11 protein-coding genes and 1 pseudogene are annotated in these 14020 nt (G+C 41.5%); 9 read left to right on the forward strand and 3 right to left on the reverse strand.

Annotated elements, in window-relative coordinates; all coding sequences use genetic code 11:
* Window positions 1-158: 158 nt before the first annotated feature.
* From KBW69_RS00955 to KBW69_RS00995, 9 genes and pseudogenes are all read left to right on the forward strand, one after another.
* Window positions 159-1316, forward strand: coding sequence for a hypothetical protein (locus KBW69_RS00955; protein ID WP_257279581.1), 1158 nt, complete (start codon window positions 159-161; stop codon window positions 1314-1316).
* 66 nt (window positions 1317-1382) lie between these two features.
* Window positions 1383-2528: a hypothetical protein gene (locus KBW69_RS00960; protein ID WP_257279582.1), complete on the forward strand. Its 1146-nt coding sequence runs from the start codon at window positions 1383-1385 to the stop codon at window positions 2526-2528.
* Between the two features lie 213 nt (window positions 2529-2741).
* Window positions 2742-4073 carry a hypothetical protein gene (locus KBW69_RS00965; RefSeq protein ID WP_257279583.1) on the forward strand — a complete coding sequence of 444 codons (1332 nt, stop codon included), beginning with the start codon at window positions 2742-2744 and terminating at the stop codon, window positions 4071-4073.
* Between the two features lie 308 nt (window positions 4074-4381).
* Window positions 4382-5386, forward strand: a complete 1005-nt coding sequence (locus tag KBW69_RS00970; protein ID WP_257279584.1) for a hypothetical protein — start codon at window positions 4382-4384, stop codon at window positions 5384-5386.
* 299 nt (window positions 5387-5685) lie between these two features.
* A complete protein-coding gene (locus tag KBW69_RS00975; RefSeq protein WP_257253743.1) occupies window positions 5686-6849 on the forward strand; it encodes a hypothetical protein in 1164 nt (387 codons plus the stop codon).
* Window positions 6850-7458: 609 nt separating this feature from the next.
* Window positions 7459-7914 (forward strand): annotated as a pseudogene (locus KBW69_RS00980) (DUF4277 domain-containing protein); the annotation flags it as partial.
* A complete protein-coding gene (gene dinD, locus KBW69_RS00985; RefSeq protein WP_257279585.1) occupies window positions 7809-8450 on the forward strand; it encodes a DNA damage-inducible protein D in 642 nt (213 codons plus the stop codon). The pseudogene KBW69_RS00980 and the gene dinD, both read left to right, overlap by 106 nt.
* A 187-nt stretch (window positions 8451-8637) precedes the next feature.
* On the forward strand, window positions 8638-9012 hold the full coding sequence (locus tag KBW69_RS00990; RefSeq protein WP_257279586.1) for a hypothetical protein: 375 nt from the start codon (window positions 8638-8640) through the stop codon (window positions 9010-9012).
* On the forward strand, window positions 8960-9457 hold the full coding sequence (locus tag KBW69_RS00995) for a DUF29 domain-containing protein (protein WP_257279587.1): 498 nt from the start codon (window positions 8960-8962) through the stop codon (window positions 9455-9457). Before KBW69_RS00990 ends, KBW69_RS00995 begins: the two co-directional genes overlap by 53 nt.
* 339 nt (window positions 9458-9796) lie before the next feature.
* On the opposite strand, the gene KBW69_RS01000 is transcribed toward KBW69_RS00995, so the two are convergent.
* The 3 genes from KBW69_RS01000 to KBW69_RS01010 form a co-directional block, all read right to left on the reverse strand.
* Window positions 9797-10003 (reverse strand): hypothetical protein, encoded by a 207-nt coding sequence (locus KBW69_RS01000; RefSeq protein WP_257279588.1) that lies wholly within the window; start codon window positions 10001-10003, stop codon window positions 9797-9799.
* A 246-nt stretch (window positions 10004-10249) separates the two neighbouring features.
* Window positions 10250-11446, reverse strand: coding sequence for a 3'-5' exonuclease (locus KBW69_RS01005; RefSeq protein WP_257279589.1), 1197 nt, complete (start codon window positions 11444-11446; stop codon window positions 10250-10252).
* 12 nt (window positions 11447-11458) lie between these two features.
* Window positions 11459-13819 carry an Hsp70 family protein gene (locus KBW69_RS01010; protein ID WP_257279590.1) on the reverse strand — a complete coding sequence of 787 codons (2361 nt, stop codon included), beginning with the start codon at window positions 13817-13819 and terminating at the stop codon, window positions 11459-11461.
* Window positions 13820-14020: the final 201 nt, after the last annotated feature.

A 14020-nucleotide genomic window follows, 5' to 3' on the forward strand; every position in this document is an offset into this window, starting at 1 on the left:
TTGATCTGATTATTTCAGTCCAGACCCAGCGCTACAGGCTATACTCCATCGTCGTTTCTATCCTATCTCTCAGGCCTGCTAAAGCCTGCGCTACGGCACCGCTGCCCGCTGTAAATAAGCAGGCGGCGTAAGTGTTGATTCATCAGAGGTTATTTATTATGAAACTGCACAACTACCAAACATTTTTCTATTGTTTGTTATTGCTCATTTTATCTGCCCGAAGCTTTGCCGAACTGTCAGACAACAACATTCAGGATCATATCGTTACTTTTTCTCCCGGTATCTATATAGGCGACGACTTTCAGCTCTGCTTGGGTGTCCGTCTAAGCGCAGAAATTTTGTTAACCAGCCCCGAATGTGTTCGGTTGATTAGCAAGCAATATAATGCTGACATAACAGTCGATGTCTTGAACAGACAAAAGCGGCCTCAGGGCAAAGTCAGGTTACTTGGCAGAACTGAGAGCAAAAAAGGTCTTCTGGGAATAGATGCTCAAAACGAAGGTCAGAAAATACATCGGACATATCCCGCATTACGTCACAGACCCCTTGACATACTGACGGCTGTAGAGGGGGTTTATTTACGACCAGTGGATGCTGCGATACAGACCGTACCGTCGATAGTTAATCACCAAAGATCAGATACCCATCACTATTACACCTTGAATAGTCGTGATCCGTTACCAGCGGGTTCTCCAATGGTTCACGAAGGTAAAATTGTCTGTGTCGTCTCGGCTGACGGAACTTGCAGAGCACCTGTAATGGATAAAAAAACCTTAAGCAGAATAAAGGTAGATTGTCGTTCTTTACTGCCTGATTTCTATTTTTATTCCGGGTGTGTTAACAGAACGATCACTCATTGCAGTTACGATCTGGGAAGTGTTGACGGAAAAGGAACCTGCATAAACTCACAGTCACAGGAAAACTGCCAATTCACCACGAGTGAAAGCTATTCAACCGAATCAATAGCGTTTACTGACAGTATTACCTGCCCTTCATGCAGTGCAGACTTTTTTGGTGATACCGAAGAACCCTATCCCTCAGACATCTGTAAGCCTTCCATGTGCATAAAAGGTTGTATCTCACAAAGCCGTTCGAACAATAATACAGAAAAGACGAATGCGCTGCGATTGCAAAATAACACCATGAGCTTCAAAGTCATGGAAAGTTGCAGCCAATGCCTGTCAGAGGAACAGCAGATGTTTAACAGCTGTTCTCAAATTTGCCAGAGTGGTATGTCTTATCCAGCCTGCAAAGCTTGTTTTCGAGCTGTACAAGAGAAAGAAAAAGAGTGTCAGCAAATTTGCAGTGGTAATTAAAACAGCCACCTGACAGTGAAGCGTACTTGAGAGAGTGCGCTTTTGTCGGGGCAGGAGTGTATTTTGATGAAAACGAAACAATGCCTGTTAAAAGAACAAATAGGTAACGTTATTTTTTTCTTTCTATTCATTATTAGTTTTTCCAAACAATCTGTTTATGCGGAGGAAGATACTGAAGGCAACGCTTTCGCTAATCTTGTTTACTTCCAACCCCGGATTTATATTGCTGAAAAGGCTCAACCTTGTATTGGGGTGCGAGTTTCAAAAAAGCAAATTCTTACATCGCCATCCTGTGCTAAGGAAATACTCGCGCTATTCAAGCAAGCGGTTGAGATAAATGTACTGAGTCCCGCTGGCGTGAAGCTTGGCCATGTTCAAACTTCACATAATCGGTCGGCTAAAGCAGGTCTGCTGTCTATAGATCTTTATGCTGATAACCTACCCTATCAACCGTCTGTAATGAGTACCGTTAATGCTACAAATGGAATTGAGTTATCGGCTTATTACATGCGTGATAGCGATGAAGAGATGAATGTTACTTTTAGCTTTGATAGCCAGCAAAATTCCCGAGTGCAAACAATGATCAAGCTGCCATCGGATATCAGTATCCCTGATGGGGCTCCGGTTAAACTAAGAAACAAGCTGTTCTGTGTAGTGGTAGGCGATACTTGCATCAGGTCATCCTACTTATTAAATGCCTTTGCAAAAGACAATGACCCCAGATGTCCAAAGGCTAACGCTACTTACTATTTTAATTGCGGAAAAAGGGCAATAGACAATTGTCATCAAGATATATCACCAGAAGAGGGTATAGATATTCATGCAAGTGGGGCATGCGTTAACCCTGAGTCAAAAGAGCATTGTACATTCAACTCTCAGTTAACTTTTGTTCCTGGTGCCGGGAGTTTGGGTTATATGGGAGCGTATGATCAGATTAAATGCAAATCTTGTTCAGCCCAGTATTCGTGGACTAATTCGCCGCCGTTGCCCGCCCGAAAATTTGTGATTTGCACACCTAAAGGCTGTATGCCTGATTGTAAAGATAAACCTGATCCAAAGCCTGATCCAAAGCATTCTGGCAAAAAACCTGTTAACTCCATCGTAGAATGGACAGTTGGAGGAGTTGCAACGCTTGCTTTGGTTGGTACAGTTGCTACAGTGGGCTACCTGATGTACAAACGCCGCCACAGGGCAAATTATCAGGGTTTGTAGTTCATGTCCTCTGACAGAGAGTATTACAAATGTTTAATCCAACTCTGCCGCTCTGATATAACTGAATGGCTGTAACAGGATTAAATGAATATTAAAGTGAGTCTTCTGAAGGTAGCGGCCTTTAAGGTGGTCGGTGTTTTTTTGCAGACTCGTTATGTGGCTATACTCCGTCTGGAACTTTGTTTGGAGTTAGAATCAGGTTGAGGTAACGCTATGAAGCTTGTTCATGCTTTATTTCTTATGTTTCCGTATTGGGGTTTTGGTGATTCAGAAGTAGCTGTTTTTGTTCCTAATCAAAAGTGTTCATGTTATCCAGCTGGCTTCCCTGGACTGAATGTAGATATAAATTTTGAATCTGCCATTCAAAAAAATATTCTAGAGTGGTATAACTGTTCTTATAACTATGAAACCGAAGCATCAAATTGTTCTGGAATGATAGCCAATGACTCGTCCTGTTATGTGTCATATTCTGGTAAAATATCATATTCTGGTAAAAATAGTGAGACTGAGGATCATTTCCTTTCTATCAATTGCAATGATAATTCATGTGTAACAAGTATTACCTCTCATGGGTGGAGTCCATATGTGTGCCAAACTCCTAAAGGTTGCTTTTCACTAGTAAATGATGGTACATGTGTTTTACCGAAAACGTTTAAGAATGAGAATGATATAAAACTTTATTATGATTTTCACGATTGGGAAATAGACTGGCTTTACTGTAGTTCTGGCCAAGGCGAGGCATTTTTATACAATTCGAAAAAAAATGTAACAGCTACAATCTACGATGATAGCTGTGGTACCCCCTACTATGGATGCCCTTTCGGCTGTTCTTCTGATCAAATAAAGAATTGTCAACCTTTTGATTTTATTCGCGACGGAAGTTGTGATGTGAAATATTTTGTCTGTGATAATATCAACTTTCTGGCTTGTAAAAATGGTGAAGCTATCGGTAATTGCACAAATCCAAGATCGAATGAAATATGCCGAATTTCAAATCAAGATAATAGCAATGGTAATTTAAACTGCCCAAGCTGTGGAGTTGGGTGGAGTTTAAGTTCAATAGGTTATCCTGTACGCGACAATATTTTTAGGCAATTTTATGTTGAATCTTGCATTGAGCCCGTAAAAGATGGAAGCTGTCACCTTCCTGATTCGTTTAAATGCAAAGGTGTTTTATGGGATGTTTGTGTAAATGGGATTGGTCAGGGCAAATGCACCAATGATATGGAGAGTTGTGATATTATCATGTCGTCTGATTGCCCAGTCACAAAATCCAAGACTTGCGGGGCAATTAAATGTGATGGTTGTGAAGCAGGCTGGAATCTACCAGATCAACCGGCTCTTTATGATTTCCCACTAGGTTGTATGAATAAACCTTCTCCTTTTTCTCCTGGCAATGAAAAACTTATTATTCCTTTATCTGTGGCTGGAGGTGTTGTATTTGTTGGAATAGTCGCTGCCATTGTCGGGGTATCAGTTTACTTTTGTAAGTATCGTTATAGGCGACAAGGGTATCAGCACATTGATGGGCTGGTAACAAACTGAGACAGGCTGTATAGCTCGGATAGCAGGTGGTGTCTAAGCTCCAGCCCCCACACTAGACCGTCATGCGGGTCTGCAGCGTGCGGTTCAAAGAGGCTGGTGAAACCTGATCAATAAGTCTTTCAGATAAACAAGCCCAAGGCTTGTATGACAAGTGTCGTTTAGAGCCTATTACACTGAAAAAGTTTTGCTCTACCAGTAAAACTACTGGAAAAGAATTGGAAGAGACTGTTTTTCGGCCCTATACTCACGCCTTCAACACGCATCACGCCCATCACACCTTTCACACCCATCATCTAGTCAAGGTTTTAATGATGATCATCGATCCACACAAAATAATTGGCTTCAGTCTTCTATTTACGTCGCTTTCATGGGGTGCGGCTGTAAATACTAACTCCCTTCCTGTTGCGGAAGCACTTGTAGAATTTTTTCCTGAAACAGATTCTCCCCCTTGTCGTGGGGTGCTGGTTTCGAAAGATTTAATGGCTACTTCGCCAATATGCGTCCAAAAAGCAAGGGAACACTCAAATGATGGATTGATTGAAACTTTAACATTATCAGGTGAGTCTGTAGGATACATCGCTGAACACTCTGATAAGCCCCTTGAAAGCAATATGCTACTGAATATCAGCCTTGATAGTGAGACCTTCAGGCCGGGGAGTTATCCTGTCTTTAATGATGATTTATTACTTCCAGAGCAAGCATTTACGTACAATGTTAATGAAAAACAGCAGCTGGTTCAGCAGCCAGTCACTCTTGCTCTTGATGAAACTCGAAGTAAGTCGACATTTATTATTTCCTCAGAGTTCTCAATACCACAGGGTTCACCAGTCTTCGACCTCAAAAACCAGCTGGTTGGCCTGAGAGGTACGGGCAACCAATGCTTCTTTGTCAGCGAACTGCCAATTGCAAGATTCAGAAGAGATCTAAAAGATGACCCGTATGATCCATATGATGATTCAGATGACGAATTTGATCCACAAATAATATATATTGCTTTAGGAATCGCTGCTGCTGTTGGTGCAGTAGCCACAGCAATATTTTATCTTTCTACCTACCATAAAGCCCGTGCCGTAGGTATGCCTGCCGAGGTTTACTGGGCTGGTATTCTGAGCCAGAAACACTGTGGTTACTGCAGCTTCGATTCTGCATGTTATGGAGTTATTGGGATTTGCTGCTGCCCGTTCATCTTTTGGCCTCTATCTGCTTATCGTGCAGCGACAAACTGGATAGAAGATTATGGTGGCTTACGCGCAGATCAGGCCCCTATTATTCATCAGCCTCAACAATCAGCACCACCGCTCTATTCTCAGTAGTATTAATCGGCATTCCCTCATCCAGGGAAAGAGGTTTGCTCATTGTATACGACAAATATCAGGAGTAAGTCAGCGAGATCCACTATCTTGAAGTTTTTAAACTCAAAATACCTCAAGATGATGGAACCCGCTGATCTACTCATTAAGCAATTTAGAACCTGTCTGGAATAAGACGAGTGTCGACTGAATGTTCTTGCTTATCTTCTGCATAAACCCAGAGCAACCTTTATTCGAGGTAAACTTTCCGCTCCCCGGCAGGATGAAATTGTGAATACAGTGAAAGGGCTGGGGCTTGTGTTATGAGCAACATTCAATTTCTGGAAGTTTTATCTATGCGAAATTTTAATGTTCTACTTGGCGCATTGCTGCAAATCCATACTTGGGTATTACTATTACTACTGCCCCTGGCTTCAGAAGCTACGGCAAACAATAACAAATATAAAGTATTTAAAACGCCAGCTGATTCTTCTGTCAGCTTTCAGATAGTTCAGGATAACGCCACTCATGTTATTTGCCTGGGAGCCCGTACCTCTCATGTTGAGCTATTTACCAGTATTAGCTGTCTGAAAAGGCTGAAAATTCATGAAGATTCAGGTGATGAAATTCATGTACTGTCAAACAGAGGTGAGGATTATGGAGGCATACGATTTGTCTCTGAAGAAGTAATAACAGGTTCAGAGGCTGGAAAGTTAACGACAGTTCTCTTGAGTTCTGCCGGTAGGCCAAACAATCGTTGGCCAAGAATTGACAAAGAAGATTATGTTTCAGATATACCAATATCGGTACAAAGTTATTCTCCATATACAGGTAATGATGAACGCAAACAGCATAGGGCAAATGACTGGCTGCTTAGTGGATGCCAGAATGAGCAATGCGCTTTACAAAACGATGACAACCTAAACTTGAGTGACGGTGAAGCTATTTTTCGGAACGAGAAATTGTTGTGTGTGAATGCGTCAGGGCACTGCAACATGGCAAGATCAGTAAAGAGAATTAACGATGGTTCATGCAAGTTGAAATGCTTCCAGTGTTTGGTCACTGATTCGGATGTTTGTATTGAAGGTTCTGGTAGTGGAACCTGTATCAACCAAAAAACACAGCAGATATGTGATTATGGTGCTTTTCGTAGAAAAAAAGGTGATATTGATTGCCCATGGGGTTACTGCTCAGTTATTAGTTGTCCGGCAGGTTATAATCCACCTGATTCTCCGGATACCTGCGAGTGTAAGGCTTTCTTTGGTTTTCGGGATCATTCGCTCCACCAAAAAAACTGCACCTCTTTGCACCCGGACAACTGTATTGATACCACTGGTAATTGTCCACAATGTCACGACGAAGATGATAACGATCACTTGATGGGTATACTTGTCGGTAGCTTGGCTGTTCTCTGTGTAGTGATTCCAACTACTTATTGTTTGTATAAAAATCGCCACCATTTCGGATATAAAAAATTAGGCAATTGAGGTTATTATGGTTTGCAATAGGTTTTCTCAGTTAATGTAACGCTGATACATAGACCTGTGACAGCAGTAACATTTTCCTGAATAAAAAAGCACGATTAATAAAGCGCGCTTTTATCAAAACAGAGAGCATTAGCATGATGAAAGCTAAGTCAAGTCACCAAAAAGACAGAATAAAAAATATCACTTTTTATTCTGTCTTGATTTGCAGTTGTATCAATCACTCAGCTTTTGCAGAAACTGATACTGAAGATGGAGTTTTATCCAATCTTGTGTACTTCCAGCCCCAAATTTACATTCCGGAGAAAGCTCAGCCTTGCCAAAGCATTCGTGTTTCAGATGACCCTATATTAACCTCGACAGCGTGTTACAAGAAAATATTTCATATGACGAGACAGGCACTACAGCGAAAGATATCTGCAACCTGCAAGGACGTGAAGAGCTGCTTTCAGAAATCAACTTACGTATTTGGGGCAAGGAACCTAACCCAGAGTAGCCCAACCAGATCCCCAGAAGCTTCCAAAAAATCTCAAGATGAGTAACCGCTTTTCACCACCCCGGTTGATATTTACCTAAAACCTGCCGTCAAAGAAATGGTGACTTGGGCTTAAGGAAGAGACACTGTACATGTACCCTGAGTTTTTTGATGATAAGCCGATTGACCGCCTTATCAGCGAAGTTATACAAGCCGAACACATGAACGATAAGGTACTTGGTCAGACTCTCGATAGTCTGCACGACGCTGGTGTTAACGACTTGTATCGCAATCTGGCCGTCAAGGTCGTCAATTATCCGAAACTTCCTTACAAGGCATTAAATCTGGACGGCACGAGCTTTCATGTGGGTGAAGTCTATAACAATCATGACAATAGACGACTTGAACTGTATTCATATCGGGTTGTTTTATTAGCTGCACTAACAGCGATCAGGCTATTTCAGACCATTTCGTGGAGGTCCACGAAATGGTCCCGATCGGCTCCGGCGCCAAACGCAAACTGCCCGACGTGCGCCTGTCCCGCTACGCCTGTTATCTGGTGGTTCAGAACGGTGACCCGACCAAGCCAGTGATCGCCAATGGTCAGACCTACTTTGCCCTGCAAACCCGCCGTCAGGAGCTGGCCGATGATCAGGCTTTCAAGCAGCTAAAGGAAGATGAAAAACGTCTGCTGCTACGGGAAGAGATGAAAGAGCATAATAAACAGTTGGTGGACGCTGCCGCCGATGCGGGAGTCACCAGCAATATGGATTTTGCCATTTTCCAGAACCACGGTTACCGGGGTCTTTATGGCGGGCTGGATGCCAAAGATATCCACCAGCGCAAAGGGCTGAAAAAAAGCCACAAAATTCTCGATTTTATGGGTTCGACCGAACTGGCCGCCAACCTGTTCCGGGCTACCCAGACCGAAGAAAAGTTGCGCCGTGATCAGGTGCAGGGCAAAACCCAGGCCAACCAGACCCATCATCAGGTCGGCGCCAAAGTACGCCAAACCATTGATGAGCTGGGTGGCACCATGCCTGAAAACCTGCCCACACCGGAAACCAGCGTTAAACAACTGGAAAAGCAAAAAAATAAAATCAGCAAAGCGGTGGATGATCAGGAATGAAAGACTACCCTGTTTCTGCCCTGTTGAAACTCCTCAGCCATGGATAATGCCGTTTTGCCCCCCCGGTTCGACACATTACTGACCGGGCTGCCCTACCCTGCACCTGAGTCAAAGCTCTGGAGCAACCTTTCCAAAAACTCCCGATAACCATGCGCTTAATATCCTGTTATCCCCCATGATTCAGAAAATGCTGGAACAGAAACTGTGGCGGTTTAATGTTGGGCTGCCGGGGGAACAGGGTTATTACACCATCGACCCTGCCTTTGCCGACAAATGTTACGAGATAGAAGGCAGCCGTCTTTTTGGGCGACTGGGTCACCCTGTCTGGGAAGCCTTTAGAAAACAGGCTGAACAGTGGCGGAAAGAAAAGCATTCGGGGAAAAAACCCGACAACAAATTACACAAGGTTCAGGCAAGTCAGTTAAGGGGCGATGAACCCATGCAAGTGGTAATTGATTTTGTTTCCATTCTGTTATCTGCCTACAGTGGAAGGGCAATGGAGGTATTTTATGGAAAACCTATACAAAACCGATTACACCCAATGGCTGAGCCAACAGCGTGAACTGCTGACCCAGCGACAATTTCACAAACTCGACATCGAAAATTTGTTGGAGGCGATGGGGCTACGCATGGGCGATATGGCTAATGAATTAGGCTCTCATTTGAAAATATTGCTCATACATCTACTCAATTACGATTACCAGAAACGGATTTTAAAAGATCCATGGGTGGAAGACAAAGTCATTCATATATGGCTGTCCAGCATTAACAGAGTAGAAATTGAACACCATATAGATAAAAACCCGAGCCTGATCCCAAGAACAGAAGAAGTATTGGCCGAGGTTTACCCAAAGGCTAAAAAAGAAGCCATTAAAGAATTAAACGGTTACATAAAAATAGAAAGCAAACGGCTGAACAAGAAAAGCTTTCCGGACGAGTGTCCATGGACTTACGATCAGGTCACAGATAGGGACTGGCTGCCCGGAGATAGAGTGATGGAAGAGTGATAATTTTTGCTCGGCAGGCAGGTTCGCATTGGCTAACACTTTAAAACAGGCATAAAAAAAGGCCATTGAATAAACAATGACCTTTATGATTGGTGGCCGGAGCCGGAGTTGGGATGGCTTTTGTTCTGGGCTTGGGTTCGATTAATGCCAATCACTGTGCCATATATCGAAAACTTCTACGGGTTTGACTACTGAAATTGAATACCCACATTTATAGTTCTTTTGTTCGGAGCCAAACCGGTACGCTTCTCCACGCTAAGTGCTCATATTCTCCTACCTTGAGTCTGCTTGTTCAACAATATAGCTACGGGACAAAAAGCAAATGGAAAAAAACGCTCTTCATACTGCCAGCTTTTCAAGATCCTCAGAAACCAACTCCAGAACTTGGTTATACTCGCCCATTTTCTGCTCGCTGTCCTGAAGATCCTGACTCAGCTGCTCGACCTGAGCGTTCAGATTCTGGGTTAATTCCGGAATAAATTGATCTTTCTCGGCAGAAAAACGGCCCAGGATTTCAGTCACACTGCCATCTACTTCCGCAGCCATCTCACTGACCAGCACACCAACAATACGCCCTTGCACCTGTCGGAGTCGGGCGATATCATTATTTTCAACTTCAGTTGAAGTAAACTGCCGGGTAACCGCTCATTTGAGAACATCTTCATAAATCACAACCTGACTGCCAGTCATTCTCCTGCAAACAACACAGGAGATAAGAAGCATGAATCAACCGACAAAACCCTTTACTCCCCCAGCCCTGAAAGACACAGGGGGCTTCAAATCAATAAATAATTAAATTAGATCATCAAGACCAACATGCCCACTATTCTCTGTTTCATCAGGAGCGCCAATTTGAACAGTTAAACCATTCTCAGGCATAAACATTAATGGTTCAATCTCTGTAAGTATTTGCCCATCTACTGTGCTCATAAAAACCCACTGAGTTGCTCTCGTAATACCTACGAAGATCAATCGCTTTCTCTCCTCTTCAGACTCATGTTTAAAAACAGAATTCACCAACCTAGGAAGAATGACGCAATCAAAAGTAAGACCTTTAGCGCTATGGTATGTAAGTAGTTTAGGATTATCAGTGGTAAAGTCTAAATCTGGCCCCAGTTTCGTTTGAGTTTCTGCTTCGATTCCTGCCGCAGTCAAAGAATTATACATCGAGCTAATCTGCGCTCGTTTTGGCAAAAGAATTGCAACACTTTCATTTTTCCTCAAACGTGTTCTTACAACGTCTGCAACATCTTTTTTCTCATTATCAACATTATCATGAATGCGAAGAACAGGCGTCTCTCTAGTTTGAGATTTGGCTCTAGTTTGTTCATAAAACAAACTTCTTTCTTTTTCATCAATTATAAAAGAGCTAGCAAGAGGTACTAAATAAGGTGAGCAGCGCAATGCATCTAGCAAATTAATTTTTGCTGTATCAAGGCCGAGGTAACATGCTATCTCCCCTTCAACAGCTCCATATGGATATATCTGCTGACGATAATCTGCACATACAGTAATATGTTCGCTAATTAATAGAAGTATTTTATATGCAGTCTCGTCCAAGTCCTGCCCTTCATCAACCATGACAAAATCAAAAACCGGCGCATCCTTATTCTGATTTAGATAATCTAGTACTCCTTTCCGAATCCCGTCATAATCTGTTTTTTTATTTTTTCTTGGAACCGTTGAACTAACACTTTTCTTATAAAAATGATATACCCAACTATCAAAAGTTGTAATGGAATCTAACGGTATACCTAGGATCGAAGCGGCCGATCTTATATATTTTGACAATACCTTTGTGAATATAAAAATACAAAACTTTTCTTTTGAAACATTGTTTATATGAGCAAGATCGTTTGCTCTGTGCAAAAGTATTTGGGTTTTACCTGAACCCGGTGGACCAATAAAAAGCAAATGACAATCGCAACTTGCATCAACCGCATTCATTTGATTCTCAGTTAGTTCTTGGCGAGGTACTAGCCAATCCATATGTAGTTCTCCTTATTTCCTGGCGATAGGACGCTGAGCGTCATCACTCGCGTGCTCATTATTATCTTTTTTCAGATTAGGCTGTATTTTTTTCAGTTCTTTGTGCAAAGTCTCATCGTTGAGTTCTTTAGCGGCCAACTTCATCCAATAAAGTGTCCACTTATCATCAACCAATTCCATTAACCAAGACTCTTTGGCTTCACTTAGGCAAGATTGCGCTTTAGCTTTTTCTCCTAACCCTCTGAATATCATGCCCTTGAGCACCATAAAAGGTGGCTCTGGGTCATACTCTGTTGCTTCATTCAATATAGATATTGCTTCTTTATATCGTTTATGGCGCCGATAAAATAAAGCCATATTAAATTTTCCTGCATCTTCAAAATCAGGACTATTTATAGCTGCAATGTAGTGCTGTTCTGCTTTTTGAATAGCATGAACTTCATCATAAAGACTGGCCAATGCATTATGCCATTTACCTGTTTTGTAACTATCCGCTTTCCTAATCAGAATGGAATATTGATCTATAGCTTTTTCTATTTGTCCAATTTTAATCAATTTTTTAGCAAGATTTTCACGAGCTTCTTGTTCATGTATCCCAGAAAACTGCTTAGATGATATTTCCTGCTCGAGTTGTTCAGCCTGTTCCAAATCGACATTAGGATTCTCTACATGAGACCATGGACTCTCAGGAATTAGTTCTATAACACCACCACTTTCTTCCCTTACAATCTGCATGTGCAGCAAATGATTGGAATCCATATAATACTCTAGTTTCAAATATTCACCTTTCATGACTGGTGGTGGAATTTCACCAACTTGCCGACATAATACTTCCGAGAATTCATCAAGTAGTTCCACACTTACTCGAGCTTTTTCAACTTTTTCTGTCTTTGGTGCAGATATGTTAACACTACTCCACTGTTTCGTTGGAAGATTAGCCCCTGTTTGAATTAGTTGAAGAGGCTCCGTAGTTGTTGCAAGATAAATATTTCTATAGCAAGCATTTGTAACTAGACCACAACCATTCACATTCTGAGATAAAGATTGCAAGGCAGCGCCACGAGAAATAGCGAGCTTACTTTCATCTGCATTTTGATAACAAATTAAATCTGCATTCCTAAAGAATGATTTATATTTATCATTTAACCCAGGCAAAACTGATGAGCCACCAACACTCAAAACAAAATCAATTTCCTCTTGATTGAGATAAGCTTGTTCAAGAGCACTTCGAATAGGAGAGAAAATCGATTGAGTATGATAATACTCATTATTTGTTGTTATCAAGGCACTTGTATCTAAAAAGTCAAAAAGCACTTTTTTCAGGTCTCCATAGCTTAGCGTTGGTTTAAAGAAAGACAATTCTTTTGTCTTTAAATTATTTAAAGGGCCAAGCCGTAGCTTAATAGTTCCTGGTTCTGACTTAAAAATATCATTATCCGAGGCGTCATTTAGCTTATCAAATTTCTCTAACCGTTCAACTTCTCTAACTACTCCCTTCTTTAATTTCTCTGCAATACTAAGCAATACTGGCTCTAGCATCTTCTTTTTATCTAAATAACCAATACTCTGCTCTGACATGTTATTTTGCTTAAGTAATTGAGGAATGAGAATTTTATACACAATTGCTCTATCTATATCCCCACCACCTAATCTGTGATAACGGCTAACAGATAATGGAGCAACTTCTAGTTTTGAGACAGATTTTAAAAGCACTCTGAATAAAGCAACATCACATGTGCCTCCTCCAAAATCTATCACCATTAAATTTTGTGGAGTATCGTTTATCAGTTTTATTTGATGAGAATGAAGATAGTCAATAAATGCAGCTATTGGTTCGTCCAATAGCTGTTCATCACTTACTTCGATGCCTGCTATTTGTGCAGCTGCCTTGGTTGCTCGACGCTGAGACTCTCCAAAAGATGCCGGCACGGTAATTACCGTATGCCCATTAATTGATGTTTTGGAGATAAGGTACTGTAGAATATGACTGGCAATATCCGTCGGAGATTGGAATCCTTCTTTGGCGGATGGGTACAATTGGCTGGTGCCAATTTCATTTTTTGTTTCTAGGAAAAAATCTCTGTTTTTGAGTTTCCCTTTTCCAGGGCCAAAGGCTGCATAGCGCTTAGCACCTTCACCAATCATTATTTGACCATTATCAGTCACTGCAACAGCTGATGGCACCAAAGTTGATGTATGTATGCCTTGTTCTGTTTCCTGTGCTATATCCGCCTGTGTGACTTTAATATTTTCATTTTCAGGGGAATATTCAGCAGTAGCAATACAACTATTCGTAGTCCCAAGATCTATACCAATTGATCGAACCTTCCCCTTCACATGACCAAGCCCTTTAATCCATTGATAAATAGACATTTTTCGTTCCGATTATTAAAAATTAAAATACTAGTTTGAAAAGCAACATCATTCTCAGAAAACATCACCACAAGAGTTCCTTTCCCATAGGAAATTTAAGTAATCGAATACAGTAAAAGTCACTCTGAACTTCTGAGCATTCCCAAAACTCCCTTAATGTTTTTTGGTTAATGAATCTATGACAACCATTAAATTAAAAAG

The sequence above is a fragment of the Endozoicomonas sp. ISHI1 genome, assembly GCF_024606225.1.
Lineage (GTDB): Bacteria > Pseudomonadota > Gammaproteobacteria > Pseudomonadales > Endozoicomonadaceae > Endozoicomonas_A.

Bases quoted from the DNA above. Each gene is read 5' to 3' on its own strand.
- KBW69_RS00970 (WP_257279584.1), top strand. From the start codon at position 4,382: ATGATGATCATCGATCCACACAAAATAATTGGCTTCAGTCTTCTATTT.
- KBW69_RS00955 (WP_257279581.1), top strand. From the start codon at position 159: ATGAAACTGCACAACTACCAAACATTTTTCTATTGTTTGTTATTGCTC.
- KBW69_RS01010 (WP_257279590.1), bottom strand. From the start codon at position 13,819: ATGTCTATTTATCAATGGATTAAAGGGCTTGGTCATGTGAAGGGGAAG.
- KBW69_RS00960 (WP_257279582.1), top strand. From the start codon at position 1,383: ATGAAAACGAAACAATGCCTGTTAAAAGAACAAATAGGTAACGTTATT.
- KBW69_RS01005 (WP_257279589.1), bottom strand. From the start codon at position 11,446: ATGGATTGGCTAGTACCTCGCCAAGAACTAACTGAGAATCAAATGAAT.
- dinD (WP_257279585.1), top strand. From the start codon at position 7,809: ATGGTCCCGATCGGCTCCGGCGCCAAACGCAAACTGCCCGACGTGCGC.
- KBW69_RS01000 (WP_257279588.1), bottom strand. From the start codon at position 10,003: ATGGCTGCGGAAGTAGATGGCAGTGTGACTGAAATCCTGGGCCGTTTT.
- KBW69_RS00975 (WP_257253743.1), top strand. From the start codon at position 5,686: ATGAGCAACATTCAATTTCTGGAAGTTTTATCTATGCGAAATTTTAAT.
- KBW69_RS00965 (WP_257279583.1), top strand. From the start codon at position 2,742: ATGAAGCTTGTTCATGCTTTATTTCTTATGTTTCCGTATTGGGGTTTT.
- KBW69_RS00995 (WP_257279587.1), top strand. From the start codon at position 8,960: ATGGAAAACCTATACAAAACCGATTACACCCAATGGCTGAGCCAACAG.
- KBW69_RS00990 (WP_257279586.1), top strand. From the start codon at position 8,638: ATGCTGGAACAGAAACTGTGGCGGTTTAATGTTGGGCTGCCGGGGGAA.